Source organism: Candidatus Nitrosopelagicus brevis, from assembly GCF_000812185.1.
Taxonomy (GTDB): domain Archaea; phylum Thermoproteota; class Nitrososphaeria; order Nitrososphaerales; family Nitrosopumilaceae; genus Nitrosopelagicus; species Nitrosopelagicus brevis.
In genome coordinates, this window is sequence record NZ_CP007026.1 from 683,694 (window position 1) to 708,887 (window position 25,194).

At 33.2% G+C, this 25,194-nt stretch carries 38 protein-coding genes; 21 read left to right on the top strand and 17 right to left on the bottom strand.

The genetic code is table 11. The annotated features are described in order from the left end of the window. Positions 1-49: 49 nt before the first annotated feature. Positions 50-418: a hypothetical protein gene (locus tag T478_RS04150; protein WP_048105436.1), complete on the top strand. Its 369-nt coding sequence runs from the start codon at positions 50-52 to the stop codon at positions 416-418. Here the strand turns inward: T478_RS04150 and T478_RS04155 are convergent. Then, complete coding sequence (locus T478_RS04155; protein WP_048105437.1) at positions 415-696, bottom strand: hypothetical protein; 282 nt, start codon at positions 694-696, stop codon at positions 415-417. The genes T478_RS04150 and T478_RS04155 overlap by 4 nt on opposite strands. Before the next feature lie 89 nt (positions 697-785). Here T478_RS04155 and T478_RS04160 point away from each other — a divergent pair, with 89 nt between their 5' ends. Further along, on the top strand, positions 786-980 hold the full coding sequence (locus T478_RS04160) for a C2H2-type zinc finger protein (RefSeq protein ID WP_048105438.1): 195 nt from the start codon (positions 786-788) through the stop codon (positions 978-980). On the opposite strand, the gene T478_RS04165 is transcribed toward T478_RS04160, so the two are convergent. Beyond that, the gene (locus tag T478_RS04165) at positions 981-1,163 is read right to left on the bottom strand and encodes a hypothetical protein (RefSeq protein ID WP_048105439.1); all 183 of its coding nucleotides are present in this window, start codon (positions 1,161-1,163) and stop codon (positions 981-983) included. A 191-nt stretch (positions 1,164-1,354) separates the two neighbouring features. On the opposite strand from T478_RS04165, the gene T478_RS04170 reads away from it, so the two are divergent. Next, positions 1,355-2,170, top strand: a complete 816-nt coding sequence (locus T478_RS04170; RefSeq protein ID WP_048105440.1) for a tetratricopeptide repeat protein — start codon at positions 1,355-1,357, stop codon at positions 2,168-2,170. Here T478_RS04170 and T478_RS04175 read toward each other — a convergent pair whose 3' ends face one another. Then, on the bottom strand, positions 2,171-2,875 hold the full coding sequence (locus tag T478_RS04175) for a hypothetical protein (protein ID WP_048105441.1): 705 nt from the start codon (positions 2,873-2,875) through the stop codon (positions 2,171-2,173). It abuts the gene before it with no gap. A gap of 80 nt (positions 2,876-2,955) precedes the next feature. Between T478_RS04175 and T478_RS04180 the strand changes: the two genes are divergently transcribed. Genes T478_RS04180 through T478_RS04190 form a run of 3 tightly spaced genes read left to right on the top strand, consistent with a single transcriptional unit; the run spans position 2,956 to position 4,504 of the window. Further along, positions 2,956-3,420, top strand: coding sequence for a cupin domain-containing protein (locus T478_RS04180; protein WP_048105442.1), 465 nt, complete (start codon positions 2,956-2,958; stop codon positions 3,418-3,420). Position 3,421: 1 nt separating this feature from the next. Beyond that, positions 3,422-3,781: a cupin domain-containing protein gene (locus T478_RS04185; RefSeq protein WP_048105443.1), complete on the top strand. Its 360-nt coding sequence runs from the start codon at positions 3,422-3,424 to the stop codon at positions 3,779-3,781. A gap of 36 nt (positions 3,782-3,817) precedes the next feature. Next, positions 3,818-4,504, top strand: a complete 687-nt coding sequence (locus T478_RS04190; protein WP_048105444.1) for a DnaJ domain-containing protein — start codon at positions 3,818-3,820, stop codon at positions 4,502-4,504. Here the strand turns inward: T478_RS04190 and T478_RS04195 are convergent. Genes T478_RS04195 through T478_RS04205 form a run of 3 tightly spaced genes read right to left on the bottom strand, consistent with a single transcriptional unit; the run spans position 4,501 to position 5,415 of the window. After that, positions 4,501-4,911, bottom strand: a complete 411-nt coding sequence (locus tag T478_RS04195) for an HIT family protein (RefSeq protein WP_048105445.1) — start codon at positions 4,909-4,911, stop codon at positions 4,501-4,503. The two genes, T478_RS04190 and T478_RS04195, sit on opposite strands and share 4 nt — an antisense overlap. A 1-nt stretch (position 4,912) precedes the next feature. Then, positions 4,913-5,197 (bottom strand): hypothetical protein, encoded by a 285-nt coding sequence (locus T478_RS04200; protein WP_048105446.1) that lies wholly within the window; start codon positions 5,195-5,197, stop codon positions 4,913-4,915. Positions 5,198-5,229: 32 nt separating this feature from the next. Then, complete coding sequence (locus T478_RS04205) at positions 5,230-5,415, bottom strand: hypothetical protein (protein ID WP_048105447.1); 186 nt, start codon at positions 5,413-5,415, stop codon at positions 5,230-5,232. A gap of 48 nt (positions 5,416-5,463) precedes the next feature. Here T478_RS04205 and T478_RS04210 point away from each other — a divergent pair, with 48 nt between their 5' ends. Further along, positions 5,464-6,603 carry a 3-hydroxyacyl-CoA dehydrogenase gene (locus T478_RS04210; protein ID WP_048106914.1) on the top strand — a complete coding sequence of 380 codons (1,140 nt, stop codon included), beginning with the start codon at positions 5,464-5,466 and terminating at the stop codon, positions 6,601-6,603. Here T478_RS04210 and T478_RS04215 read toward each other — a convergent pair. After that, positions 6,593-7,102 carry a TIGR00725 family protein gene (locus T478_RS04215; RefSeq protein WP_048105448.1) on the bottom strand — a complete coding sequence of 170 codons (510 nt, stop codon included), beginning with the start codon at positions 7,100-7,102 and terminating at the stop codon, positions 6,593-6,595. The genes T478_RS04210 and T478_RS04215 overlap by 11 nt on opposite strands. 75 nt (positions 7,103-7,177) lie before the next feature. Here T478_RS04215 and T478_RS07875 point away from each other — a divergent pair, with 75 nt between their 5' ends. The 3 genes from T478_RS07875 to T478_RS04225 are packed head-to-tail and all read left to right on the top strand — an operon-like array spanning position 7,178 to position 7,975. Then, the gene (locus tag T478_RS07875; protein ID WP_256378787.1) at positions 7,178-7,303 is read left to right on the top strand and encodes a hypothetical protein; all 126 of its coding nucleotides are present in this window, start codon (positions 7,178-7,180) and stop codon (positions 7,301-7,303) included. A gap of 59 nt (positions 7,304-7,362) precedes the next feature. Beyond that, positions 7,363-7,773: a hypothetical protein gene (locus tag T478_RS04220; RefSeq protein ID WP_048105449.1), complete on the top strand. Its 411-nt coding sequence runs from the start codon at positions 7,363-7,365 to the stop codon at positions 7,771-7,773. Position 7,774: 1 nt separating this feature from the next. Next, positions 7,775-7,975: a C2H2-type zinc finger protein gene (locus T478_RS04225; RefSeq protein ID WP_048105450.1), complete on the top strand. Its 201-nt coding sequence runs from the start codon at positions 7,775-7,777 to the stop codon at positions 7,973-7,975. Here T478_RS04225 and T478_RS04230 read toward each other — a convergent pair. The 3 genes from T478_RS04230 to tuf are packed head-to-tail and all read right to left on the bottom strand — an operon-like array spanning position 7,972 to position 9,816. Further along, a complete protein-coding gene (locus tag T478_RS04230) occupies positions 7,972-8,160 on the bottom strand; it encodes a TFIIB-type zinc ribbon-containing protein (RefSeq protein ID WP_048105451.1) in 189 nt (62 codons plus the stop codon). The genes T478_RS04225 and T478_RS04230 overlap by 4 nt on opposite strands. A 35-nt stretch (positions 8,161-8,195) precedes the next feature. After that, positions 8,196-8,504, bottom strand: a complete 309-nt coding sequence (gene rpsJ, locus T478_RS04235; protein ID WP_048105452.1) for a 30S ribosomal protein S10 — start codon at positions 8,502-8,504, stop codon at positions 8,196-8,198. A 13-nt stretch (positions 8,505-8,517) separates the two neighbouring features. Then, positions 8,518-9,816, bottom strand: coding sequence for a translation elongation factor EF-1 subunit alpha (tuf, locus tag T478_RS04240; RefSeq protein ID WP_048105453.1), 1,299 nt, complete (start codon positions 9,814-9,816; stop codon positions 8,518-8,520). 136 nt (positions 9,817-9,952) lie between these two features. Here tuf and T478_RS04245 point away from each other — a divergent pair, with 136 nt between their 5' ends. From T478_RS04245 to endA, 5 genes are read left to right on the top strand one after another with little or no spacing between them, the layout of a single operon-like run. Beyond that, on the top strand, positions 9,953-11,089 hold the full coding sequence (locus tag T478_RS04245) for a fructose-1,6-bisphosphatase (protein ID WP_048105454.1): 1,137 nt from the start codon (positions 9,953-9,955) through the stop codon (positions 11,087-11,089). Positions 11,090-11,142: 53 nt separating this feature from the next. Further along, complete coding sequence (locus T478_RS04250; protein WP_238573542.1) at positions 11,143-11,571, top strand: hypothetical protein; 429 nt, start codon at positions 11,143-11,145, stop codon at positions 11,569-11,571. A 42-nt stretch (positions 11,572-11,613) separates the two neighbouring features. Beyond that, positions 11,614-13,371 (top strand): ATP-dependent DNA ligase, encoded by a 1,758-nt coding sequence (locus T478_RS04255; RefSeq protein ID WP_048105455.1) that lies wholly within the window; start codon positions 11,614-11,616, stop codon positions 13,369-13,371. Positions 13,372-13,426: 55 nt separating this feature from the next. Next, on the top strand, positions 13,427-14,077 hold the full coding sequence (locus T478_RS04260) for a DUF47 domain-containing protein (RefSeq protein WP_048105456.1): 651 nt from the start codon (positions 13,427-13,429) through the stop codon (positions 14,075-14,077). A gap of 2 nt (positions 14,078-14,079) precedes the next feature. After that, positions 14,080-14,616 carry a tRNA-intron lyase gene (endA, locus tag T478_RS04265; RefSeq protein ID WP_048105457.1) on the top strand — a complete coding sequence of 179 codons (537 nt, stop codon included), beginning with the start codon at positions 14,080-14,082 and terminating at the stop codon, positions 14,614-14,616. Here the strand turns inward: endA and T478_RS04270 are convergent. Further along, positions 14,613-14,984 carry a hypothetical protein gene (locus T478_RS04270; protein WP_048105458.1) on the bottom strand — a complete coding sequence of 124 codons (372 nt, stop codon included), beginning with the start codon at positions 14,982-14,984 and terminating at the stop codon, positions 14,613-14,615. The two genes, endA and T478_RS04270, sit on opposite strands and share 4 nt — an antisense overlap. Before the next feature lie 2 nt (positions 14,985-14,986). Further along, on the bottom strand, positions 14,987-15,223 hold the full coding sequence (locus tag T478_RS04275) for a hypothetical protein (RefSeq protein WP_048105459.1): 237 nt from the start codon (positions 15,221-15,223) through the stop codon (positions 14,987-14,989). Between the two features lie 141 nt (positions 15,224-15,364). On the opposite strand from T478_RS04275, the gene T478_RS04280 reads away from it, so the two are divergent. Next, on the top strand, positions 15,365-17,059 hold the full coding sequence (locus tag T478_RS04280) for an SDR family oxidoreductase (protein WP_048106919.1): 1,695 nt from the start codon (positions 15,365-15,367) through the stop codon (positions 17,057-17,059). Between the two features lie 3 nt (positions 17,060-17,062). After that, entirely contained in the window at positions 17,063-17,524 is a 462-nt protein-coding gene (locus T478_RS04285; RefSeq protein ID WP_048105460.1) for a hotdog family protein, read from the top strand. On the opposite strand, the gene T478_RS04290 is transcribed toward T478_RS04285, so the two are convergent. Beyond that, a complete protein-coding gene (locus T478_RS04290; RefSeq protein ID WP_048105461.1) occupies positions 17,496-18,254 on the bottom strand; it encodes a sulfite exporter TauE/SafE family protein in 759 nt (252 codons plus the stop codon). The two genes, T478_RS04285 and T478_RS04290, sit on opposite strands and share 29 nt — an antisense overlap. Positions 18,255-18,332: 78 nt before the next feature. Here T478_RS04290 and T478_RS04295 point away from each other — a divergent pair, with 78 nt between their 5' ends. Next, on the top strand, positions 18,333-18,575 hold the full coding sequence (locus T478_RS04295) for an Lrp/AsnC ligand binding domain-containing protein (protein WP_048105462.1): 243 nt from the start codon (positions 18,333-18,335) through the stop codon (positions 18,573-18,575). Here the strand turns inward: T478_RS04295 and T478_RS04300 are convergent, their stop codons facing one another. Then, positions 18,576-19,388, bottom strand: a complete 813-nt coding sequence (locus tag T478_RS04300) for an SIMPL domain-containing protein (protein ID WP_052433879.1) — start codon at positions 19,386-19,388, stop codon at positions 18,576-18,578. It abuts the gene before it with no gap. Positions 19,389-19,441: 53 nt separating this feature from the next. On the opposite strand from T478_RS04300, the gene T478_RS04305 reads away from it, so the two are divergent. Next, positions 19,442-20,155, top strand: a complete 714-nt coding sequence (locus T478_RS04305) for a tetratricopeptide repeat protein (protein ID WP_048105463.1) — start codon at positions 19,442-19,444, stop codon at positions 20,153-20,155. Here the strand turns inward: T478_RS04305 and T478_RS04310 are convergent, their stop codons facing one another. Together T478_RS04310 and T478_RS04315 are read right to left on the bottom strand one after the other, a co-directional pair. Next, the gene (locus tag T478_RS04310; RefSeq protein ID WP_048105464.1) at positions 20,156-22,042 is read right to left on the bottom strand and encodes an arginine--tRNA ligase; all 1,887 of its coding nucleotides are present in this window, start codon (positions 22,040-22,042) and stop codon (positions 20,156-20,158) included. It lies immediately after the preceding gene. A 3-nt stretch (positions 22,043-22,045) separates the two neighbouring features. Next, positions 22,046-22,741, bottom strand: coding sequence for a phosphoglycolate phosphatase (locus T478_RS04315; protein WP_082008728.1), 696 nt, complete (start codon positions 22,739-22,741; stop codon positions 22,046-22,048). An 83-nt stretch (positions 22,742-22,824) separates the two neighbouring features. Here T478_RS04315 and T478_RS04320 point away from each other — a divergent pair, with 83 nt between their 5' ends. Together T478_RS04320 and T478_RS04325 are read left to right on the top strand one after the other, a co-directional pair. Continuing rightward, complete coding sequence (locus T478_RS04320) at positions 22,825-23,928, top strand: OBG GTPase family GTP-binding protein (protein WP_048105466.1); 1,104 nt, start codon at positions 22,825-22,827, stop codon at positions 23,926-23,928. Then, positions 23,925-24,491 carry a DNA-3-methyladenine glycosylase gene (locus T478_RS04325; protein ID WP_048105467.1) on the top strand — a complete coding sequence of 189 codons (567 nt, stop codon included), beginning with the start codon at positions 23,925-23,927 and terminating at the stop codon, positions 24,489-24,491. The genes T478_RS04320 and T478_RS04325 overlap by 4 nt, the downstream gene beginning before the upstream one ends. Here the strand turns inward: T478_RS04325 and T478_RS04330 are convergent. After that, entirely contained in the window at positions 24,482-25,147 is a 666-nt protein-coding gene (locus tag T478_RS04330) for a YqaA family protein (protein ID WP_048105468.1), read from the bottom strand. The genes T478_RS04325 and T478_RS04330 overlap by 10 nt on opposite strands. Positions 25,148-25,194: the final 47 nt, after the last annotated feature.

Consider the following 25,194-nt stretch of genomic DNA (forward strand, 5'->3'; position numbering starts at 1 on the left):
TAGTTAGTATTTCATATACCTTATATCCTAAACTCTCAATTTTATCAGTGTGATACGCGAGTTAATCATTAGTTTTGACTATCATAGTGGAAAAACTGTTAAAAAATTAAGAGAATTAGAGCTAGAAAAAAAGAATACAGAAGACAAGGAAAAATTGAATAATCTAAAAAAAGAGATTGAAATCTTACAGAGTGATTATGAATCAAAATTAAAACCTGTGGCACTTGAAATTGCATTTAACATAGATTCACAAATGGAAAAAATGTCAGAAGAGGAAATTTTTCAGAAATTCCAAGTTAAAAATGCAGATTCATCAATGGTAGGAGAATGTGTTTACAAAATTTGTCAAAAGTTAGAAAGACAACCATCCCATAAAGCAATTTTAGAAATGATGCCAGAAAGATTTAGGCCCAATTAGCCTTCAGGACTATAGCTGACAATTTTTTTCCAACCTTCAGTGTCAGTGCATTGTTCGTTAGTCATACGAGAAAACAATAGATCATTCATTTTTGCAAATTTTTCAGTGTCAAAATTAGATTCTTCCATATTTTCAATCATTTGATTTGCAAGACTCATGCATGCTTGCTCATGCAAATTTATTGCATTTGATGGAAATAGCATATTTGTTGTTGCAATTATTGCAATTATCGAAATTCCAGCAATTATGCCAATTTTTACAACTTTGCTCAAATCCATGATTTATTCTCATCTTATAGATAAAATAAACAATATCATTAGGAATGAAAAAGGAAAATCATTTTAAGATCTAGTCACTATATGATACGATGAAACTTTTCACCAAATCAGAAGAGAGTTCAACAAAATGCAAAAAATGTGGATCAGAATTACATGATGCAGAGAGACTGAAAAGACATGAAAAAATTGCACATGGAAGAAGGGTTGACGTCAAGTGTCGGAATTGTGGGACGGAGTTTAGAGACCCAGATGACTTGAGAAAACACAAAAAGAAGTGTAAATGATCACATGTGAGAATCCATAGTTTCGTTGGAAATATGTTTGAGTTTTACACGTCTTCGTCTAATTAGAACATAGTATTGTATAATTTCAGTAATCTGTTCTTCAACAGTATTTTCATGTTCATTACTTTCAAGTAAAAAATCCAGATAATCTTTTTCATTTACTTTTACAGTTATTTTTCTCAAAATTATAACAGGGGATTGAGGGATATTACAGATTCATTATGCGATTCATTGATTAGTAGTCAATCGTAATTACAGGTGAAAAGATGAAAAAATGCATAATTTGTGGATGTAAAGATCATAGACTGGTGGGATGCATACGCCACAAGACAAAACAGTGTAATTGCTATAAGCAGGAATAATATTAAAAAAATATGGGATTGTTTGGAAAAAAGGAAGACCCGGAAGACTTGATGTATCAAGCAATGACATTTTTAGAAAAAAATCAGCCAAAAGCAGCAGTCTCATTATTCAAAAAAGTAACAAAAATTGATCCAGAAAATGTTAACGCATGGTATAATCAGGGTTTGGCATTAAATCAATTAAAAAAATATGCAGATGCAATAACATGCTTTGATATGATAACACAAAGAAATCCAAATGATGCAGCTGCGCTGAATAATAGAGGCATTGCAATGGCAGAACTTGGAGACCCAGAAGGAGCAATGGAATATTATGAAAAAGCAATTAAAGCAGATTCAAGCTATGCTCCTGCATATTACAATAAGGGAGTTTTATTGGATAAGAAACTTGAACATGATGAATCGCTGAAAGTTTTGGATGAGGCAATTGAGAAAGATCCAAAGAAACCAAATCCAAGATTTTACAAAGGAATTGTTTTAGGTAAAATGGGAAAGCATGAACTTGCATTGAATTGTTTTGAAAGTGTTCATAGAGCAAATCCGCAACACCTTGATTCATTTTTTCATAAAGGAATAGAATTAGCAGAATTAGAAAGACATGAAAAAGCAATAGAGGTTTTTGATAAAATTTTAGATAAACACAAGGGCAATGTGAATGTGGTTTATGCCAAAGCTAGGAGCAAAGCTGCAATGAATGAAGTGAATGAAGCGTTTGATTTGTTGAATCTCGCAATAAAACAGTCAAAGGCAATCAAGCTATGGGCAAGAAAAGAAAAAGTTTTTCAGAAATTTTATGATGACCCAGAATTTCAAAGAATGGTAAAATGATTAGAGGATCTTTTTCCTAACAGCATCAATTCTTAATATTTTGACTCTTTTTTTAGGACCGATCAATCGTGCTTCATAGATAGGAACATAGATTTCTAAAATATCCCGAAATTCAAAAGTTTCTTCAGAAGATTTTATTCCGGCATCTGCAGGTTTTTTTAATTTTGCAATGAGTTTTAACTTTGCAGCCTCAATAGTGATTTCAGGTCGACGAATAGAATCTTTATCGTCATTGATTGTCTTTTTAGGATGTTTATCCAATAATTTCAATGTGTCACGATATGAAAGATTCATTGCTTTTCCATGATGATCAAATGAAACATCAGCATCGTTTTCAAGCATAACACGCTCCTGCATTTGTATTTTAATTTTATTTTTGAAGGACGGTTCCAGTTTACTCAAAACACCGCGTTTCTTTTTAACAGGAAAAACTTCATCAGAAATTATTATTTCTTGAACATCCTTATCAACATGTAAGGTATGATCTGCATCACGAATAAAATCAACAGAATATTTCCCAGACAAAAGAAGAATTGATTCATAATGTAATGTAAGAGAATGTAAATGTACATCACTTTTTTTAGGTTTGTGAAGTAAAGTTTGAAATGTTTTTACTTTTCTTGAATCAACCATTTCTTCAGCAGCATCCAAATCAAGTAATGGTTTCAATGAAATTACTTTTATTTTTGTATCATTTTTTGCCATATGAACTACATACAATTGATTTGTCTATTTTTAAATCCTGTTAAACTATGACTCTTATACCTCACTAAATCACTCATTATATGCAAAAAGAGAATCTCTTTACAAAATCAGGCATACCAAGTAAAAAAGCTAAAGTGAATTATTTTACAGGAAAAATTGCTGCAAAAGACATTTCAGCCAAAATTAAGCCAAGTACAGAGAAAATTTATCATGTAACATTCAAAAATGGAGCACGTACAAAACTCCATTTTCATGATGCAGGACAGACACTGATAGTTACTAAAGGTAAAGGTAGCTTAGTTATGTACAAAAAAATTGGTACAGGAACAAAAAATTTTAAAATAAAAAAATTAGAAAGTATGAATCTGAATAAAGGTGATTGTGTACATATTCCTGCAAAAAGATTACACACACATGGTTCTACAAAGAAAAGTGAAGATTTTGCACATGTTGCAATAAACTCATTTCCAAAGAAAAAATCAGAACCAAAAACAATTTGGTATGAATCAGATTTTAAAACAATCGTAACTGAACAATTACCATAAAATGAATACTAAAGAAATTGAAAATATAGATGCATTCTCAGGACATGAGGGGACACAGATTAGACAAATTTTTTCTCCCGAAGACACAGCCAATACAACTCGATATAGTTTGGCACACTGTACAATAGCCCCAGGCAATAGTTCAAAACCACATAAAATGAAGACAAGTGAAATTTACTATATTTTGCAAGGAAGTGGGATTATGCATATTGAAGAAGAACAAAAAGTAGTGAAGAAAAATGAAACAATCTTTGTTCCGCCAATGTCTAAACAATTCATAGAGAACAATGGAGAGGGAGATCTGATTGCACTTTGTATAGTAGATCCAGCGTGGAAACAAGAAGATGAAGTCACAGAATAGAGCATGTTTTTAACATATTGGAAGTAATGTAAAACAATGAATTCAAGCCAAGCCTACAAAACTTTGGAAATTAACAGTAATTCAGATTTTGAAGAAGTCAAATATGCATACAGAAAATTAGCACTTCAACATCATCCAGATAAGAACAAAAATTCAGAAAGTGAAAAAAAATTTAAGATAATCACAGAAGCATATCATTTTTTGAAAAATCAAAATAAACATTCTTCAAGACAAAAACCAGAAAAAGCTACAGAAGAATCAGATTATACCCAAACAAGTAGAAAATTCTACAAGAGAACTAAATGGGGAAAAGATGGAGAGAGTAAAACACCTGAAGCGGATTGGGGCAAATATACAAAAGATTTTGAAGCAAATGAGGAATGGTGGAAAAGATATGAAAGTGAATTCTGGGATAAATATGAAAAAACAGTTAACGAACAGACAGATAAACAGCCAGAAGATAGAGGATTTCCAAAGAAACGAAAAGAATTTGAATTAAAAGTTGATGTTGATCAAAGTCTATGTATCGGATGTTGTAGTTGCGAGATGATTGCACCAGGAGTCTTTACAATTGATAAAAATACAAAATCAAATCCAAAATCTAGAGTTTATAATAAAAAAGGTGCAAAGAATCAAAAAATAATTAATGCTGCAGAAACATGCCCTACAAAAGCAATAATCGTAGATAATCTAGATGAAAATCAAAGAATCTATCCATATTAGATAATCTTCAACTGATTGTAAAGCGAATCAATTTCAGAATCAGATAAATCAATTTTATCTTTAAACATTGAATGTACAGGACCAGCAGAATCAGTATTGCTACGAGGTATCAAATGAACATGAACATGAGGAATTTCCTGACCACTATCTTTTCCATTATGAATGGCCACAAGAGTTGAACCTTGGAGTGAATCAACTTTAGGAGTCATTTTATGTACGGTATTGAACAATTTTTGATTTACATCAGAAGGTAAATCTTGGATTTTTGCATGGTGTTTTTTTGGAATTACCAAGGTGTGTCCTTTTGCAACAGGAAATGCATCAAGAAATGACATGGTATCATCATCTTCGTATAAAATTTTTGTAGGAATTTCTTTTGTAACTATTTTGCAAAAAATACAATCCATATTATTCACCAGGAGTTACAATTTTTGCCCAAGGAAGTCCATGACCATACATTATGGTTACCTGGGTCCCAGGTTTAAGATTACAGTTTTCAATGGTTTTTGGGATTCCGTCAATAGTATCAACATAACAATTGCCATCAGCAGACTGAAAAATTTCAACTTCTTCAGTAATATCTTCACGAATAAAGTTCCAAAATGGAAATACAAGCGTACCAAGAATAATACCCGCAACTGCCAAAGATCCCAAGAAAACTATTGCATATTTTTGACCGTCAGATAATTCCAATGTTTAATCACAGAAATTTTGTATTAATAATTTTACCACATACCGCCTTGTTCAACTCCACCTTTGGTGCTGAATTCAGGTTTTTTCTCAGGGACATTGCCATGTGCTTTTTTCATGTGTCGTTCTAATCTTTCAGGTTGATGTAATTCCAGGTCACAAACTTTGCAGATGGTATTGGTTTTCTTATCATCTTTCTTTTTCTTACCAAATAATCCCATGTAGATATTTCAAACTAGATTGATATAATGGTTTTTCAAAGAGGGTGCGTGACAGTAAAAAACATCACAGTTTTAGGTTCAGGAGTCATGGGACATGGAATTGCCCAAGTTTCAGCAACAGCCGGATATAATGTAGTATTACGAGACATCAAACAAGAATTTCTTGATAAAGCCATGGAGAAAATCAAATGGAGTTTAGATAAAATGGTCACAAAGGAAAAAATTTCAAAAGAAGAGGCAGATGGAATTTATTCAAGAATTACACCAATAGTAGATTTGAATGAAGCAGTCAAGGATGCTGAAATGGTAATAGAAGTGGTGCCAGAAATAATGGATCTGAAAAAACAGGTTTATGCAGAATTAGACAAGGCTGCAAAACCAGAAGTAATCTTTGCATCAAATACAAGCACATTACCAATCACAGAAATTGCAAATACAACAAGTAGACCTGAGAAATTTATTGGGATTCATTTCTTCAACCCACCACAATTAATGAAATTAGTTGAAGTTATTCCTGGTGAAAAAACAGCACAAGAGATAACAGAATTGACACAAGAATTTGTAAAATCAGTAAATAAACAAGCCGTGTTATGTAGAAAAGATGTACCAGGATTTATCATCAATAGATTATTCATTCCAATGGTTCACGAAGCGTGTTATCTACAAGATAGAACTAATGCAACTTTAGAAGAGATAGATTCTGCAGTGAAATTCAAGTTAGGTTTTCCAATGGGAATTTTTGAATTAGCAGACTTTACAGGAATGGATGTAATCCATAAAGCAACAGTCGAGATGCATCTACGAGATAAAAAAGTAATCAATCCACATAAAACAGTAGAAAAAATGTTTGATGAGAAAAAATTAGGTCAAAAATCAGGAGAGGGCTATTACAAATACTCAGATGACAAATATGAAAGAGTAGAATTATCTGAAGAATTAGCTGAGAAATGTAATCCTATTCAACTTGTTGCCAATATTCTAAACAATGCAGCTTGGTTAATTACAAATGGCGCAAGTGACATTGAAGAAATTGAAAAAGCATGTAAACTTGGATTGGGATTGAAAAAACCATTATTTGAAACTGCAAAAGAAATTGGTATCAAAAACATCGTAGATGAATTAAACAAATTAGCAGAAGAACATGGTGAATTTTACAAACCAGACCCACTTTTAGAATCTATGATTTAGTTTGTTCTAAAATATAATCAACTGCATCTTTTGGAGAATCAAATCCAATGATTTTTACATTTTCTCTATGATCTAAATATTGATCAGCGTATTTGGTGGCCATTCCACCAGAATTTTTGATAGTTGCAATTGGTTTTTTGTACATGTATGCGGCACAAATTTCTGATAAAGTACCAGAGCCACCACCTACAACTATTACACCATCTGCAGATAATGCATTTAGAAAGTCTCTAGATAATCCCATTCCAGAAGGAATTACAATATCACAGAACTCATTTGCAAGAGAAGCATCATCTTGGGGAATAATTCCAATTGTTAAGCCTCCACCGTCTTTTGCACCGTGAGATGCAGCCTTCATCACACCTCCTAATCCTCCAGTGATCAAAACAGAGTTTGATTCTGCTACATGTTTTCCTGCATCATACGCAGTTTTTTCAAGTTCAGGAGTACAGCCGTTGTCATTATTTCCAATAATTAAGATCTGACGCATCTTTGCCATACCATAATATCATACGTACATAATATAACTGAAAAAATAAGCAAGGTTTAAAACAAAAAGGAAAATTCAATGAATATGGATAAACGTTCAATGCCAGTATGCTTTACTAACGAGCAATACAAAAAGATCGAAGAAATTGCCAAGAAAAAAGGCATGCTAAACTCTAGTCAAGGTTTGGAAAAATTACTATCAGAACTCTAAACCAAGAAACTCTTTTTCTCATTTTATAATTTAATTAGATCTCCATTTTATCATTCAGTATGGGATTGTTTAGCAAAAAACCTGCCATTTGCACAGTTTGTAAAAAGGAAACCAAACACAAGCACAAGGCAAAAAAAGAATGGTATGTAGAATCACCACTTTGTGGAGATTGCTATATGGATAAGATGAAGGAATCTTATGATTCAAACATCAAAGCAAAATGCGTAGTTTGTGGAAAACAAAGTAAGATTACTGATTTATGGGAACCAAGATGGCAATGGGACATGAAAGGATTACTTTGTAAGACATGCTTTGATAATAAAGAGGCGGATTTTAAGACAAAAAAAGAATTTTGTGTTTTATGTAATAAAAAAATGGGATTTATCAGATATAACCCAAAACCAGAATGGAAAATCAAAGGCCAGCTATGTAGGGTATGCTGGGACGAACAAAAAGCAAAAAATAGTTGAAATGAAATTTTTTGCAAAAATTCCATGTGAGAAATGTGATTTAAAATTTAAGAGTCAAGAAGAATTAATGCAACATCTTCAGATTACACATTTCAAAGATTTACCTTACGATTGTAAGGAATGCGGAGAAAATTTTTCCAATATGGAAGATATGAGAACTCATTTACAAAGAAAACATAGTTACAAAAAGGATAGAATTTAGATAGCGTTTACGTTTCTGACCAGGCCAGGTCTTTTCTTAGTAAATACTCTGAAACCACAAATGCACTTAATTTCAGGAAGTCTTGCTAATTCTTCCAAAGCAGTTTCATGACCACATCTCATACATTTGTAAAATACATCAAATTTTTCTTGAGAAAATGATTCTTCAAAATTCTCTTCAGACATGTTGCTAATCACAGACTCCATAATAAAAGGCTAAGTTATTTTAGAGATAACTCGATGTAGACGTCATCAGGGATTTTTAGACGCATTAGTTGTCTTATTGCCTTATCGTCAGCATTAAGATCAATAATTCGTCTGTGCATACGCATTTCCCATTTTTCATATGTTTCAGTTCCGCTTCCACATGGGGATTTTCTAGTGACAACATTAAGACGTTTAACAGGAAGTGGAGTTGGACCTTTTACTTTGACACCAGTTTTTTTACCAATGCCCATAATTTCATCACATACGCCACCGAGCTTCAAAAGACTTGTACTGGTTAGTTTAATGCGAGCATTTTGAGCCATAATGACTCTTTCTCTAAGGTGTGTGTGCTTCTGTAATTTCTTTTACAACACCGGCTGCAATTGTTGCACCCATGTCTCTTAATGCAAATCTGCCCATTTCAGGGAATTCTTGGAAAGTTTCAATTGGTGTTGGTCTTACAGGTCTAATTTTGACAATTGCAGAATCACCAACTTTAAGGAATTTTGGATTTTCTTCATCCATTGCACCAGTCTGTGGATTAATTTTTCCTAGGAACTCGGTGATTGTTGCTGCAACTTGTGCTGTGTGAGCATGCATTACAGGTGTGTAACCTGGTGCGATTGCAGTTGGATGATGAATAACGATAATTTGTGCTTTGAATTCTTTTGCTACTGCTGGAGGTGCGTCAGGAGTTCCCAAAACATCTCCACGTTTGATATCTTTCTTTTCAATTCCTCTCAAGTTGAAACCAATGTTATCACCTGCTTCAGCACTTGGAAGTTCTGCATGATGGGATTCAATAGATTTAATCTCACCTTGTGCGCCAGATGGCATAACTACAATTTTTTGTCCTGGTTTCATCAATCCGGTTTCGACACGTCCTACTGGAACGGTTCCTACACCAGTGATTGAATAAACATCTTGAATTGGAAGTCTTAATGGTTTACCTGTTGGTTTTTCAGGAGCAGTGAAATCATCAAATGCTTCTAAAAGTGTTTTACCGGAATACCAACCCATGTTTTCAGATTTTTTAACTAGGTTGTCACCTTTCCATCCAGATACTGGGATGAATGGTACTTCATCTGGTTTGTAACCACATGATTTGATTAGTCCTTTACCTTTCTCTACTGCTGCTTTGTATGCATCTTCAGCAAAGTTACTATCATCCATTTTGTTAATTGCAACAATAATTTGACCTACACCGAGTGTTTTTAGTAAGAAAGCATGTTCACGTGCTTGTCCACCAGGTGCAATTGCGGTATCAGTTTCACCAGGTTTTGCAGACAATACAAGAACTGCACAATCAGCTTCTGAAGCACCAGTAATCATGTTTTTGATAAAGTCTCTGTGTCCAGGAGCGTCGATTAATGTATAATTGAATTTTGGGGTTTCGAATTTTTGGAAAGCAAGGTCAATAGTAATACCTCTTTCTCTTTCGTCTTTGATGTTATCCATAACCCAAGCATACTTGAAGGTATCACCCTTTCCAGTTTTCTCAGATTCAGCAGCATGAGCATCAATTGTTCTTTGGTCAACTACACCAAGATCCATCAAAAAGTGACCCATTGTTGTGGACTTACCATTATCAATGTGTCCTGTGATAATCATGTTCAGGTGTGGTTTGTCTGCCATGAGAAATTCTCATTATATGGTCTTTATAATCATTTTGATTTTTTGCATTTTTTTCTATCTTTTTTTGAAATTTTTAGATCACAGAAATTTGCGGTCTTAACATATACTATAAATCAAAGAAGAAAAAATCGTTAGTATGAAAATTACAGTATCAGTAATCAAAGCAGATGTCGGAGGTATTGGAGGACATACAAGACCTAGCGACAATTTGATTCAAGCAGTTAGAGATACTGTTAACGCATCATCAGATCTATTGATTGATCATTATATCGGATATTGTGGAGACGACGTACACATTGTCATGAGTCATACACATGGAGTGGATAATGAAAAAATTCACAAGTTAGCATATGACGCGTTTGTTGCAGGAACTGCAGTCGCAAAGAATGAAGGGCTATATGGTGCAGGTCAAGATTTGTTAAAAGATTCTTTTTCAGGAAATGTAAAAGGAATGGGACCAGGAGTAGCAGAATTAGAATTTGAAGAAAGACCTAACGAAGCATTTACAGTTTTTGCAGCAGACAAAACTGAGCCAGGATGTTTCAACTATCCAATGTATAGATTATTTGTAGACGCATTAAGTAACACAGGATTAATTGTAAACAAATCACTTGCAAAAGGAGTTGACTTTCACATAATGGATGTAGAAGAGGCAACCATTGCAAAATTATCATTATGGCAAGATAAACCAGTTTTAGAAGCTGCGTTAATGTATCCGGGAAGATATGTTATTTCATCAATTACTACAAAAGATGGAGAACCAATCATGGATGCATCGACAGATAGACTGCACAACATTGCAGGAACTTATGTTGGAAAAGATGATCCAGTTTGTATTGTAAGAACACAAAAAATGTTCCCAGCAACAGAAGAAGCAGGAAGTGTTTTTAACAATCCACATTATGTTGCAGGAAACACAAGAGGAAGTCACAACATGCCTCTAATGCCTGTTAAACTAAACTCTGCTGCAACAATTAATTTCTGTATTCCAATCGTACAATCACTAGTATTCAGTATGCATGATGGAAAGTTTACAGGTCCATTTGATGGATTCTCAACACCGGACTGGGATTATGTAAGAGAACAAGCAACAATCAAAGCACTAGCAATAAGAAGTCAAGGATTCATTCATCCAGCAACACTTGTTCCAGATGAATTAGAATATGCAGAAGGATACAAAGATGTCATGACAGGACTAAAAGAAAAAATGGTTCCAATGGACTCAAAATCAGATACTAGTGAAAGAAAAGAAAATTACGAAGATCCAGACTAGAGATCTTAGATATTTTAAGCAAAGATTAAATCAATTGTTGTCGTAGTTAATCCATGATTTCAAAATATGAATTTCAATTTTCATTCTTATCTCAAAGTGTAACAAAAATTGCAATGACAGTTGCAGCAATATTGACATTTTCACATATTGTAGTTCAACTATTCGGACAGACAATTCCAGATCTTTTCTGGCCAGTGTTCAAAGACATAGGAGCAGGATTTATCATATTTGCAGCATTTGCATTTGCTGTCGCATGGTTTCTAAAAGCAAGACCACACAATAGACCAAAACACTACTCAATAGTAGTATTTGATATTGATGGAAAAGAAACAGTTTTGCCAGGTATACGAACAGAATTTAGAAATCACGATGTGGCATGGAGTTTCATGAAACAGTACAAAGAGGCATATCCATTAAACAATTTTGCGCTAGTATCAGACGTAAAAAAGGATCGAAAAAAAGTCATGTTCCGATACATCTAGAACAAAAGTTAATCAAATAAACAAACAAAACTAAAACAATACATGAAATTTTCAATTATTTCAGATGCATTCCAACAAATGGAAGCAACTACCAAAAGACTCGAGTTAACCGACATTCTTGTCAAACTAATACAAGAAATTCCAGAAGATGTAATTGCAAAAGCCATCTATTTGATACAAGGAAAACTGAGACCAAACTTTGAGGGTGTTGAACTTGGTATCGCAGAGAAACTTGTGATGAGAGCAATGTCAAAATCATCAGGAATACCATTAAAAAAAATTGAAGACGATTATAACAAAGGTGGGGATTTAGGACAAACTGCAGAAAATATTTTACAGCAAAAAATTCAAACAACATTTGCATCAGAAGTGATAACGTTAGAGAAGGTTTACGATACACTATTCAAAATTTCAAAATTAGAGGGAAAGGGCTCGCAGGAAATGAAAATGAAGTATGTTTCAAGTATGCTAAATGATGCAACTCCTCAAGAATCAAAATTTATTTTGAAGATTTTACTAGGAACGCTACGCCTAGGTATTGCAGAAAATACAGTCATGGATGCATTAGCAATTGCATTTACCGGAAAAAAAGAAAATAGAGAAATTATTGAAAATGCATACAATGTCTCAAGCGATTTAGGAAAAGTTGCAGAAGTTATTTCAACTAGAGGAGTTGAAGAGATTGAAAAATTTCAAATTAAATTATTCAGTCCAATTAGACCAATGCTAGCAGATAGAATAAAGAGCGGAGAAGAAACAGTTGAAAAATTTCAAGAAAAGTTTGCTGCAGAATACAAATTAGATGGAGAGAGGGCACAGATACATAAACAAAAAGATAAGATAGAAATTTTTTCTAGGAGTTTAGAAATAATTACATCATATTATCCAGACATAGTTGAAAAAATTTCAAAACTAATTATTTCAGAAGATGTGATTTTGGAAGCAGAAGTAGTTGCAATGAATTCAAATTCAGGAGATTTTTTACCATTTCAAGAATTAATGCATAGAAGAAGAAAATATGAAATTGAAGAGGCTGTAACAAAATATCCTATTACGGTTAATTTCTTTGATGTGTTATTTTCTGAGGGGAAAAATTGCATGGATATGAGATATGAAGAAAGAAGAGAGTTGTTGGAGAAAATTATCAAACAAGATGATTTTGCCAGACTAATTCCAATGTCAATTATAGAAAGCAAAGAACAAGTTCTAGAAGTTTTAGAAAATTCAATAAATTCAGGATGTGAGGGATTAATGTTGAAACATCTGGATTCGACGTATCGAGCAGGAATTAGAGGAAGTAACTGGTTGAAGCTTAAAAGAGAATATCAGAATGAATTAGGAGATAGTCTTGATTTAGTAGTCGTTGGTGCATTTTTTGGTAAAGGTCGAAGAACCGGCAAGTATGGAACACTGTTACTATCTACTTACAATGATGAAGAAGATGTTTTTCCAAGTATTTGTAAAGTTGGAACAGGATTTACAGATGAAAGTTTAGATCAATTATACCAAATTCTTTCACCTAAAGTCACTCTGAAAAAAAATCCAAGAATAGTTAGTGAAATGGAGGCAGACGTGTGGTTTGAACCAGAATTAGTTATAGAGATAGTCGCATCAGAAATTACACAAAGCCCAATCCATAAAACTGCGTTGGATAAAATTAAAGAAGGTACAGGATTAGCATTACGATTTCCAAAATTTACAGGGAAAATTAGAACTGAGAAAAATTCAGAAGATGCATCAACAGACGAAGAAGTTATCGCATTATACAAAGTCCAAAAAAAGACAGAAAATCAAGAGTGACTTAAATTCATTTAACCAAGCCTTAATATTCAGTACGAAAGTTATGCTACTTGTTATGTACAGTGGGGAATTAGAAGTACAAGCAAAGCGAAAAGCAGTTGCTGTTTTACAAGATGAGATAAACAGGATATTAAATGCAGGAAGAAGCCTTTCACAATTACCAGAATTAATTGTAAAAAAAGACAAAGCTGGAATTAAAGATGCAATGGAGCAAATTACATCATTAGAGGAAGAAGTTGAGAGTTTAAGAAGGAAAATTACAAGAGACGTTGCAGACGTAGGCGGTCTAATCTTAAATCGTGAAAATTTGCTAAATACGGCTTATACCATGGATGAGATTGCAGGATATATCACAGGAATTGCATTCAAATTATCAAATATCAAAGCAAGCACACTAAAATCATCAAAACTTGATGGAGACCTAACAGAATTAATTGAATTAGTAGTAGATGAGATTTACAAATTAAATGAAATTATTAGAAGTCTAAATTCAGATTCTGCAAAATCAATTGAATTAGCACAAGATACACAAAAACTAGAAAGAGAAATTGATATCAAATATCGAAAGATGGTATTGAAAGCACTTGAAATTTCTACTACAAGTGAAATGCTATTGATGAAAGATACAATAGAAGGAATTGAAGAAATGGCAGACAAATGCCAAGAAGTATCAGATTCATTCATTCTTTTGGCATTGAGTTTATAGTTTTGAAAACAGAATTACTAGAAAATCGTTTGATTGTATGGAATTTAGATGATTCTAAAAAATTATTTGGTCAAGGTTACTATGGGAAACCTATTGGAATTCCAAAACCAAAATTAGATGAAATTAATGTTCCATTAATTTTAGATTTAATTGAAGGATATTATTTAATGAGTAAATCGAAAATTCAAATCTATAAAAATAAAAAGAAAATTACAACTAAAAAAATGCTTGATATTTGTCAAGAGCAACACCACAACTTTGAAAAAAAATTTCAAGTGTACAAAGATTTTAGAGATAAAGGGTATATTGTAAATCCAGGTATAAAATTTGGATGTGACTTTGCAGTATATCAAAAAGGACCAGGAATTGATCACGCACCATTTTTAGTTCAAGTTTACAACAGAAATGAGAATATGACATCAACAGACATTGTTTTAGCAGGAAGATTAGCATCAAGTGTTAAGAAACAATTCATTTTAGCAATTCCATCTGGAAAGGATAAAGTTGATTATGTTGCACTTGATTGGTGGAAAGCTTAGAAGCTCTTGATGTGACCAGCGATTTTATCAAATATTTCGAATTGAACCTTTGATACATTAAATTCAAAACTATTTTTCCATTTTCCATAGATTCTGACGCCTTTTGAAGTAGGATCAATAGTAATTGTTGCATCATCTACAGATTGCTGTGCAATAAGATCATTCAATACGGTATCGGCGTTTAAAGTATCAGCAATTTTTCCACCTTGCCATTCAACTTTGGTGACCTTTTTTGAACCGAAATGTCCGGAGGTTTTTAGAATGGTTCTGGCGGTAAGGTCTACAGATTTTTCTGCTTGCTTTCTGACAATAAAATGAGCCTGAAAACGGTCTTGTGCACCCCAAGGAAGTGGATTTGGATCTTGCATAGTTATCCCTTCTGTATTATCTGAATGACGTCAATGTTAGTTCCAGTGACATCAAGACAGCCCTTGTTTGTAACCATTCGAGTGGTTTGTGAAAACACTCTACTGTAATAATCATCATTTTCAACATCATCAGTTGCAATTTCTTTTGGAGTTGAATCTACTGCGATCTCTTTTAGCATCTCGGAAAATTTTTCAGGCATTGATTGAATAACAAATGTATCAGGTTCTGTATCATGCATTAGCTATCTTCAAGATTACCCTCAAATAAAGATAATTCTTGAGTGACAAGCAATTAATATTGCAATTCTGACAAATTTTTTGTCAGATTGAAGTTCGAAAATAAAGTTGTTTTAATCACAGGCAGTGGAACCGGCATCGGAATGACGGTTGCAAAGAAATTCGTAGAAAATGGAGCCAGCGTCGTCATTTTAGGCAGAAGAAAGGAACCCCTTGATAGTACATCAGAAATGCTAACAAAAATCATCAATGAAAAAAACTCAAAAGGATTTGTAAAGATATTTTCAGGAGTAGATGTCAGTGATGAGAAATCAGTTACAGAGATGTTTGATGCTTTAAAAAATGAAGGTATCAACATAGATGTAATTGTAAATAATGCAGGAGTTTCAGGACCAGTCACATGTTTCCCACATGCACCATTAGAAGATTTTAGAAGTACAGTCGACATACATCTAACTGGAACATTTTGGACTTCCGTACAAGCATTAAAGGTAATGAAAGAAGGCGGCAAGATTATTACAATTTCAACATTCTTTGCTGAAGAAAGACCATTAGAGCAAAGACCATACAGATTCAGAGGCCCGTATACCGCATCACAAGGTGCAAAGAATAGATTAGTTGAAGCAATGTCTTGGGAATTAACAGAAAAAGGAATTATTTCGATTGGAACAAATCCAGGCCCAGTGCATTCAGATAGAATTTACAAAACGGTATATCCAAAAGCTGCATCTGAATTTCTCAGAGTAAGCGGATTTGAAGATTTAACACCTGCAGAAGTTGAGGCTGCAAATAAAGAGATTGTAGGATTACTTGGTGAAGATGAGGATACAATCAAGAATGGAATTAAAGCTGCAGCAGAAAAATTAGGAAAACAAGAATCAACATTTACAAATTTACTCAATAAAGTACAAAGTATTGCTGAGAAAATTCAAAAAAATACATCAACAATGATTGCTGATCAACAATTCCTATCACAAGATCAAGTTGCAACAACAGTTCTAACATTATCAGATGATCAACAAGCAAAAATTCTAAATGGAAAAATTATTCCAGGAGACAGAGTTTTCTATCCAGTAAGATCACATATTACATCAGTACCTGAGACTGTAAAACAATATGATTATTCATCAAAAATTGCAGTACTAACAATTGATGCAACTGATGAAGAAGATGCAAAGAAAGCTGAAGAAATTGCAACTAACGTACAAGCTAACGGAGGTCAAGCAATTTGTTTCATTTCAGACAAGTGTTCAAAAGAGATTCAAGATTCAATTGGAAATAAATTCCATTCACATGTAATAGATTTTTCAAATAATGAAGAAATTACAAGATGGTTCAACACAGCTAAATCAAAAGGAGACATTGAAGTATTCATACACATTACCGGCAAAGTTCCAACAATTTCAAAATTAACAGAATTATCTAGAAGTGAATGGGATGAGTTAACAGACAAATTCATCAATATTCCAGCTACTGTTAGTCAAAACGCAATGGGAATTTTTGTTCCTAATGGTTCGGAGGATCCTAGACTTTTCAAAGATGCAAAAGGACGTATCGTAATAATTGGTCCAGACCTCCCACATGGAAAGAAAATAGGAGGCGGAGAAAGAGCCAAAGTAGAAGTTTTCAGAGGAGCGCTAAGACCATTTGCAACGACAATTAACCAAGAACTAAGTGATGTTTTGAAATCAAATGTCAGAACATTCCTAGTATTAGCAGGAACAGTAGACGGTAAAGAGCCAAACAATGCCAGAATTACAGACACGGTGAATTATCTAATATCTGATGATTCAAAATCTAGTGCAGAAGTAATTTTCTGTCCTGATGAATCTAGATAAAAAATGGAAAAATTCAAAACAATAAAGGTAGGAAATTCCTTTGTTTCGACTACAAGTATTTCAAAAAAAGAATTAGATGAATATCTGGGTTTTTCAAGAATAAAAAATGCAATGTTTGAGATTGATTCAGGAAAAGACGAGAACCGAGTAATTTCTGGAAGAGCAATTATTTCACGAATGGAGGGAGAGTTTACAAGATTAAGACAGATTTATGGAAATTATATTGTGTTGTATGGAATTGACGGAGATGAAGAATGGAAAAATAGACAAACCAGATTTGTCCGACCGGTATATACTGATCAAGTCTTACGACTCAAGTATACAATTTCAGATAAAAGAGATATCGATGATGAATATGGTTTGATTAGCGTGGATTTTGAGGCTACATTTGAAGATGGAGAATTAGTTTTAACCTCAAAGAAAAATCTCTATAGAATTAAAAAAGAGCCTCCATCGAATCGATAATTAGTTTTACAGCAGCTGCTAAAAGAACTATTGTTACAAGAATTTTTAATTTTCTTTCTTTGATTTCTAATGATAATCTGGCGCCAAGTAGACCTCCACCAAATGCACCAACTGCTAAGAAAAAGGCTTGTAAGTAATCAGGATGGCCTAATGCAGAATGAACTAAAAGACCACTAAGAGATGCAAACATCAAGATTAATTGGGCAGTAGGTGCAGCCCTTCTCATTGGAATTCCTATTCCAATAACCATTAATGGTACAAAGATAATTCCACCACCAATACCAAATAAACTGGAAATAATTCCTGCAAAGAAGCTAGCACCTGCAGAAAAAATCATCATTAAAGCAGTTTTGTTGTATGGTTTTTCATCGATTGCACGTTTGATGAATATGTAAACAGCAGATGCTATCAATACAAATGCAAATAGAATTTGGAATGTAACAGGAGTCATCATATCAGAGACAAATGCACCTAAAATCGTGCCAGGAATACACATCAATCCAAGTTTTATTCCAATTCCAAATTCAACACGTTTTTGACGTGCATAAGATACAGTAGAGGCAACAGAATTACTAAATGCTGCAAAAAGACTGTTACTTGCTGCCAATGCAGGAGGAAATCCAGCAAATGTCATTGCAGGTACTGCAATTATTCCACCGCCTAGTCCTACAATAGAACCCAATACGCCGGCTGCAAATCCCAATGGAATTAACCATAAATTTTCATACATTGTAAGGAGGACAGAAGATCATGAGGTATATTAGATTTAGGAAAGAAAATTTAACTGCAATGAGAACGTATTGGTACCATGGCTCAAGCATTTGTTTTAATAAATTGTGAATTAGGTTCAGAAGAACACATTATTTCAGAATTGAAAACATTTGATGACATCGAAGAAGTTCATGGGACATTTGGTGCATATGACATAATAGCAAAAGTGTCATCAGAATCAGTTGATAAAATTCGAGAAACTATCACATGGAAAATACGTAAAATTGAGAAAATTCGCTCTACCTTGACACTAACTAAGATTGAAGGTCAAGGAGAATAATTATTTCTGTGCAATGTAGAAAACTACACTTACATCAGTTCTAATTTCTTCATCACCAGACATAATTGGTGCAGATTTCATTGAAGACTCCATTGCCATTCCAGCAAATGAAGATCTCATAGGACTGTCATAAAATGGCATGGCATTGTCGTGGATAATTACAGACTTTACTCCAACAATTTGTTGCTTCAATGGCACAAGTGCTTTTTCTGCTTTTTGTGTTGCATCAAGTATAGCATTGGAAATTAAATCATCACTAATTTTTTGGGATTTTTCATCTGAAAGTTGAAATGAAACATTATCAACACGGTTTGCACCAGAAGACACTGCAATATCAATTACGTTTCCAGCCGAATCAATCTTATCAGTTTGAATGGACAGCATGTTGGATACACGATAACCAATTAGAATTTGTTTATCTTTTGAATCTGAAAAATCATATAACGGATAGATTCTAAAATTCGATGTTTGAATGTCGTCTTCAGATATTCCAGAATTAGTTAATGATGAGATTACTGCGTTTAATGAGTTAGAATTTTGAGACAAAGATTCATTTGCAGTTTTTGCTTCAGAGTCAACACCAAGAACAACAATTAATGTATCGGGTTCTGAAGAAGCAGTTGCACTACCTGAAACTGAAATGGTATTTTGTGAAGGATCGTATTTTTCTATCCAGTGAGTCATTAGCTCATCACTTATTTCAAATTCAGCGTCTTGAGATACAGCTTGATTTTCATATTGGGTTAAAGTTACAGCAAAGGCTAAAACAAATACAACACCAACTATTACAGCGATGTTGATACGAGTGTCCATACAATTTATCAAAAGATATAGTATAAAAATTCACGAGGTATAATGAGATTACAATGAAGGATATACCATTACTTGATCCAGTTACAGAATTAAAGAAATTATTTGATGCAAAAAAATTTGATGCAGCTATAGAATTTTGTCAAAAATTACTTGAAAAAGACCCAAATGACCCTATTGCATTGCAAAATCTAAGCACAGCATACTATATTGTAGGCGCATATGAAGATTCCATCAAATGTTCTGACAAGGCATTAGAAAAAGACCCAAATGAAGAACATGCAGTGAAAAATAAAATGCTTGCATTAGAGAAGCTTGAATTACATGATCAAGTTTTAGAGTGTTGTGAAATTCTATTATCAAAAAATGATAAAGATGTAGATGCGTTAGTCACAAAAGGTATTGCATTAAACAAAACAGGAAACCATGAGGATGCATTGACATTGTATGATTTAGCGTTAGAGTTGGATAAAACAAATGTAGATGCGTTAATGAATATGGCAGTAACTTTGAGTTATTTAGAACGATATCAAGAATCAATTCCATATTATGATACTGTACAACAAATTATGCCCGATTTTTCTAGAGCCTCAATTGAAAAATCAAAAGCGTTCAAAAAATTAGGAAGAGAAGATGATGCATTTCTAGCAGCACAAGGTGTAAGATTAAAAGATGCAGAATTACTAAAAAAAGACGCAAAAGAAAACAAGTATTCAGTACAACATGCATTTTTGCTTAAAAGATACAAAAACGTTGAGAAAAAGAACTAACTACATTCTTTCAGGTGCATCAATACCAAGTAAACTTAGTGAAGATTTGAGAGTTTTTTGGAACGACACAACAAGACATAATCTAGCATTTAGTAATTCAGGAGTTTCAGATTTCAATACTTTAACATGTTCATAAAATGAAGAAAAGGTCACTGCCAAATCATAGGAATATTTTGCAATCACTTTAGGCGAAAAGTTATTGACAGAGTCATTGACCTGTACATCAAACATTGCAATTTTTTTTATGAGATTTTTTTCATATTCAGAAGATAATAATTCAAATCCAGAATCAAAATTAGGTTTAGTTTCTGTTTTTTCAAGTATTCTAGATGCACGTGCGTATGAATATTGTATGTAACTACAAGTATCACCTTCTAAACGAAGAGAGTTTTTCAAATCAAATGTAATGATTTTGTCTAAATCAGGTTTTATCATTTCATAACGGATTGTTCCAACTGCCACAATATTTGCAATATTTTCAAGTTCAGATTCAGACAAATTCTCATTTCTGCTTTTTGATTCATCATAAACACGTTTTGTGAGTGTTTCAAGCACTGTATCGGCATTCACATACAGGCCTTTACGACCAGACATTTGTGCAGATTCACCATCAACTGATAATCCCAGTGATTTTACAGTATCGGCACTCAAAGTGACAGATTCATAGCCAAGGTGTGTGTATGCGCCTTCTTCTTTGAATTTTGCCATCAAACCAGATACTATTTTTTGTAAACGAATTTGCCTATTATCAATTACAGTAATCACTTTGTTACCAGACAAATTTAGTTTATCGTCATCATGATCAGAAATTTCATCCAAAGTTGTCTCATAAAGTGTTTGAGAATTTTTTTGTGTGGAGTGAATTTTATAAGAAAATGGATCATCAACAAGACCTAGTTTCCAAGCTGCATATGGAATATCTTTTGCAATATACGTTGCAACACCATTGCTACGAACTAGTATCTTGTCATCTTCGCCTTCTGCAGGAATCACCCAACATCCAGCATTATCGCCTGTTTCTTCATATTTTATTTGGTTTTCAGATTTTAATTTCTCAAATATTTTATCCCATAATTTTGAATGTATGATTTGAGATTCAAAATTAAGACAGTCATAAAAGACTCCTAAATTCCACACAGTTTTTAGTTGTTCATCTAATACTTTTCGAGTAATTGTTTGTGCCATTTTTGAAATGGTACTTGAACTGTCTTCAATTTGTTTCAGAATTTCATGCCGTTTTTCTTCTAATTGTTTATCGGTTTCATACTTTTCAGTGGTTTTAACATATACAGTATCACCACAATAATGATCAAATTTTTCATTTTCAGGAGGTTCTTGTGAAAATCCAAGTTCAGTGAAACCAACTATGATGTCAGCAACTTGTAAACCAGAATCATCAACATAATTTAAGACCTTTACATCAAAGTTTCCTTTTCTTAGAATTTTAGAGACAATATCACCTAAGATTACATTTCGAATATGCCCAACGTGTAGAGCTTTGTTTGGATTAACAGAAGTATGTTCTACAACAATTTTTTCATTATGTCCAATATCAAGTGAACCATAATTTTCTTGGAGAGAAGAATTGATTACAAGATTAGTGAATTGTGTGTAATCAATATTGAAATTGAGATACCCACTGGCATGTGATTCAACATTTTTAATTTGTGGGATATCATCAAATTTGTATAATTTTGACAGCTCTTTAGATATCTCTTGGGGGCTTTTTTTGAGCTGTTTTGAGAGTAAAAATGCAACATTACACGTTATGTCACCAAATCCAGGTTTTGCAGATTCAACTGAGAATGTGACAGGATCATAATTTTGAGAATCTAAAATTTCAGACGTCTCCTTTCGTATATTTTCAAGTAATTCTAGAAATACCATTTACTATAGAAATTGATCAGATATCATTGATAAGCCTTCCAATAGACCTTCACCTGAATTTTTTGTAGTTACAATTTTAGCAATTTCCTTCAATTCAGGAATAGAATTGTTTACCGCAATATTGTTTTTGACAGTTCTAAACATAGGGACGTCAGTTTCACTGTCACCCAATGCAATAGTATCTTCCAAATCGGCATTAAGCATTTCAAGTGCTTTAATCAGGCCAGAACCTTTGTCAACTCCACGAGAATTAATGTGATAAGCATATCCACTATCAAACAATCCTACATTGAATCCTTCCTCGTCTAAAATCGCTTGTGCATTTTTAATATCAAAAGTTCTGTCTAATACAACTTCGGTAAGTCTAGGGAATACAGGTTTTTCTTTGATTGGTTCATCTAGTGATTTTTTTAGATAAGAGAAAGCATTTTGACATTCATTTTTATCTCCAATCATCTTGTGAGTCATAATTTCACCATGCGTTATGCAACCACCATTTTCTCCCACTCCAAGTAATGTTAATCCTCCAAAGATAGATAGAAAATATGCCTCAATAGACGAACGACCTGTAACAAAAATTACATGATGCCCATCATTTTTCAGATTTCTCAATTTTTCTAGTGCTTGCAAATGAATTTTTCCAAATCCATTTAGCGTAATTGTTCCATCAATATCTACTGCAAGAACTTTTTTTGCCAATGTTTTTTCAATTCAGATACCATTAATGAGTAAAGCGTTAGAAACCTTTGATATTGAGTTAATTTTTTAATAAATTGATATCAATGGGAATCCCAGAGAAGATTAAAGCAATTCAAGATGAGATACATAGAACACAGCTGAATAAAGCAACGGAACATCACATCGGATTATTAAAAGCAAAAATTGCAAAATTGAAAAGAGAGCAAGAAGCAGAACAGGTTAAAAAAAGTGCTAAAAAACAAGATGGGTTTGATGTAAAAAGGACGGGAGATGCTACAGTAGTTTTTATTGGATTGCCGAGCGTAGGCAAATCTACATTATTGAATAGATTAACAGGCTCAAAATCAGCAGTAGGTGCATTTCAGTTTACTACATTAACAGTAGTTCCAGGAGTAATGAATTACAGAGGTGCAAGAATTCAGGTTCTAGATTTACCAGGAATTATCAAAGGAGCCTCAACTGGAAAAGGTTTAGGAAAAAGAATTCTTTCTGTTGCAAGAAGTGCAGATATAGTGCTATTAGTTTTAGATGTTTTTCAACCCTACCACGAAGATGTTTTGATAACTGAATTAGGGAATATAGGAATTAGATTGAATCAATCACCGCCAAATATTGTTATTGAAAAATCAACTACAGGAGGAATTGCAGTAGCACAACAAGTAAAGTTAAAAAAAATGTCTGAAAAATTACTAAAAGAAATTCTCAATATTTATGGATATACAAGTGCACGAGTTGTAATTAGAGAAGATATCGAATCAGAGCAACTAGTAGATTTCATAAATGGTAATAAGACATATGCAAAAGCAATTACAATTTTAAATAAAATTGATCTGGTAGATGATAAATTTGTAAAAGATGTTTCAAAAAAATTAAAAACGGATTTTATACCAACATCTGCAGATTCAAACAAAAATATCAATGAATTAAAAGAAAGAATTTACAATGAATTACAATTTATTCGAGTTTATCTTAGACCAAAAGGAGGGGAAACTGATTTTAAAGAACCGTTGATAGTGAGAAAGGGAAATACCGTAACAGATGTTTGTAATAAACTTCATAGGAATTTAAAAAAAGATTTTAGATTTGGTTTAGTTTGGGGCAAGAGTGTGAAATTCGGAGGTCAACGAGTAGGCTTAAAGCATGTTTTGATTGATGAGGATGTTCTTACAATAATTAAAAGAAAATGATTTTAGATAAAAAATTTTATGAACGAGAAACTGTAACAGTAGCAAAAGAACTCATTGGGAAAACGTTAACTAGAAAATTCAAAGGTAAAAAATTATCAGGAATTATTACAGAAACAGAAGCATATAGAGGAAAAGATGATCTTGCAAGTCATGCAGCAACAAAAATGACAGACAGGAATAAAGTAATGTTTGGTCCAGTTGGCATGTCTTACGTCTATTTTACTTATGGAATGTACTTTATGCTAAATGTTGTAGCAAAAAGCAAAAGACAAAATGCAGGAGCGGTACTAATTAGAGGGATTTTTCCCCAGGAAGGCATTAAAACTATGATTAGAAATAGGGGAATTAGTGATTTGAGTAAAATTACTAATGGACCAGCAAAAATAACAATGGCCATGGATATTTCAATGAAAGAAAATAATATCGACGTAACAAAAAATTCAATTATTTACATTAGTGACGGAATACCAATAAAAAAAATTAAGAAATCACCAAGAATTGGAATTTCAAAAGCAATGGAGAAAAAATGGAATTTCAGTATTAACCCAAAAGATTATTTTTGATTTTTATCATCATCCTCTAGAGTCCAAGGAAGAAAGCGTCCAAGTATACGACTCCAATCCATTCTTAACATCAATACAACTACGGCAGTCATTACAGCACCAAAAACTACAATACCAATAATTATTGGCGTAGGATCATCCAAATCTTCAGGTTCCGTAATTCCAAACATTTCAAAGATTGGATCAATTACAGGACCACTCAAATAATGAGCCAGTATAACAATTGCGTAACATAAAACAAGTTTCCCTGTCAAAGTTGCGATAAAAAATCGTAATGGATTGTATTTTGCTAGACCTAGTGGAACATATATGATATCATCTGGAATCGGGGTAGCTGCGGCAACAAATGCTGCTGCTGCACCGTATTTTTTAACTAATCTTTGAAATGGTAACATACGTTGTTTTGTTTTTTCCGACATAATTTTTCTTCCACCATAACTAATTACGAAGATTATTTGTTTTGCAACAGTAGCAGTAACTGCTGCAATTATTGCAAGTATATGAAGATCAAATTGATTACCAACAGACATTGTAACTAATAAGATAAAAGATGGAATCGGAACAAAGGGGATTAAAGAACCAAAAAAGCTAACTAACGCTAGGCCAAGATAGCCGACTTCTGAGGAAAAGAATGGAATAAAGTCCCAAAGATCCAATAGATTACAAAATTTACAACCGTATATAAAAAAATTGAATTTAGTTA

Bases quoted from the DNA above. Each gene is read 5' to 3' on its own strand.
- T478_RS04275 (WP_048105459.1), bottom strand. From the start codon at position 15,223: ATGCATGATACAGAACCTGATACATTTGTTATTCAATCAATGCCTGAA.
- T478_RS04175 (WP_048105441.1), bottom strand. From the start codon at position 2,875: ATGGCAAAAAATGATACAAAAATAAAAGTAATTTCATTGAAACCATTA.
- T478_RS04220 (WP_048105449.1), top strand. From the start codon at position 7,363: ATGGGATTGTTTAGCAAAAAACCTGCCATTTGCACAGTTTGTAAAAAG.
- T478_RS04185 (WP_048105443.1), top strand. From the start codon at position 3,422: ATGAATACTAAAGAAATTGAAAATATAGATGCATTCTCAGGACATGAG.
- T478_RS04280 (WP_048106919.1), top strand. From the start codon at position 15,365: ATGACGGTTGCAAAGAAATTCGTAGAAAATGGAGCCAGCGTCGTCATT.
- T478_RS07875 (WP_256378787.1), top strand. From the start codon at position 7,178: ATGGATAAACGTTCAATGCCAGTATGCTTTACTAACGAGCAATACAAA.
- T478_RS04195 (WP_048105445.1), bottom strand. From the start codon at position 4,911: ATGGATTGTATTTTTTGCAAAATAGTTACAAAAGAAATTCCTACAAAA.
- T478_RS04305 (WP_048105463.1), top strand. From the start codon at position 19,442: ATGAAGGATATACCATTACTTGATCCAGTTACAGAATTAAAGAAATTA.
- T478_RS04290 (WP_048105461.1), bottom strand. From the start codon at position 18,254: ATGTATGAAAATTTATGGTTAATTCCATTGGGATTTGCAGCCGGCGTA.
- T478_RS04245 (WP_048105454.1), top strand. From the start codon at position 9,953: ATGAAAATTACAGTATCAGTAATCAAAGCAGATGTCGGAGGTATTGGA.
- T478_RS04310 (WP_048105464.1), bottom strand. From the start codon at position 22,042: ATGGTATTTCTAGAATTACTTGAAAATATACGAAAGGAGACGTCTGAA.
- T478_RS04320 (WP_048105466.1), top strand. From the start codon at position 22,825: ATGGGAATCCCAGAGAAGATTAAAGCAATTCAAGATGAGATACATAGA.
- T478_RS04255 (WP_048105455.1), top strand. From the start codon at position 11,614: ATGAAATTTTCAATTATTTCAGATGCATTCCAACAAATGGAAGCAACT.
- T478_RS04170 (WP_048105440.1), top strand. From the start codon at position 1,355: ATGGGATTGTTTGGAAAAAAGGAAGACCCGGAAGACTTGATGTATCAA.
- T478_RS04160 (WP_048105438.1), top strand. From the start codon at position 786: ATGAAACTTTTCACCAAATCAGAAGAGAGTTCAACAAAATGCAAAAAA.
- T478_RS04155 (WP_048105437.1), bottom strand. From the start codon at position 696: ATGGATTTGAGCAAAGTTGTAAAAATTGGCATAATTGCTGGAATTTCG.
- T478_RS04295 (WP_048105462.1), top strand. From the start codon at position 18,333: ATGGCTCAAGCATTTGTTTTAATAAATTGTGAATTAGGTTCAGAAGAA.
- T478_RS04325 (WP_048105467.1), top strand. From the start codon at position 23,925: ATGATTTTAGATAAAAAATTTTATGAACGAGAAACTGTAACAGTAGCA.
- rpsJ (WP_048105452.1), bottom strand. From the start codon at position 8,504: ATGGCTCAAAATGCTCGCATTAAACTAACCAGTACAAGTCTTTTGAAG.
- T478_RS04230 (WP_048105451.1), bottom strand. From the start codon at position 8,160: ATGTCTGAAGAGAATTTTGAAGAATCATTTTCTCAAGAAAAATTTGAT.
- T478_RS04205 (WP_048105447.1), bottom strand. From the start codon at position 5,415: ATGGGATTATTTGGTAAGAAAAAGAAAGATGATAAGAAAACCAATACC.
- T478_RS04225 (WP_048105450.1), top strand. From the start codon at position 7,775: ATGAAATTTTTTGCAAAAATTCCATGTGAGAAATGTGATTTAAAATTT.
- T478_RS04285 (WP_048105460.1), top strand. From the start codon at position 17,063: ATGGAAAAATTCAAAACAATAAAGGTAGGAAATTCCTTTGTTTCGACT.
- T478_RS04190 (WP_048105444.1), top strand. From the start codon at position 3,818: ATGAATTCAAGCCAAGCCTACAAAACTTTGGAAATTAACAGTAATTCA.
- T478_RS04250 (WP_238573542.1), top strand. From the start codon at position 11,143: ATGATTTCAAAATATGAATTTCAATTTTCATTCTTATCTCAAAGTGTA.
- tuf (WP_048105453.1), bottom strand. From the start codon at position 9,816: ATGGCAGACAAACCACACCTGAACATGATTATCACAGGACACATTGAT.
- T478_RS04270 (WP_048105458.1), bottom strand. From the start codon at position 14,984: ATGCAAGATCCAAATCCACTTCCTTGGGGTGCACAAGACCGTTTTCAG.
- T478_RS04300 (WP_052433879.1), bottom strand. From the start codon at position 19,388: ATGGACACTCGTATCAACATCGCTGTAATAGTTGGTGTTGTATTTGTT.
- T478_RS04215 (WP_048105448.1), bottom strand. From the start codon at position 7,102: ATGGCAAAGATGCGTCAGATCTTAATTATTGGAAATAATGACAACGGC.
- T478_RS04180 (WP_048105442.1), top strand. From the start codon at position 2,956: ATGCAAAAAGAGAATCTCTTTACAAAATCAGGCATACCAAGTAAAAAA.
- T478_RS04260 (WP_048105456.1), top strand. From the start codon at position 13,427: ATGTACAGTGGGGAATTAGAAGTACAAGCAAAGCGAAAAGCAGTTGCT.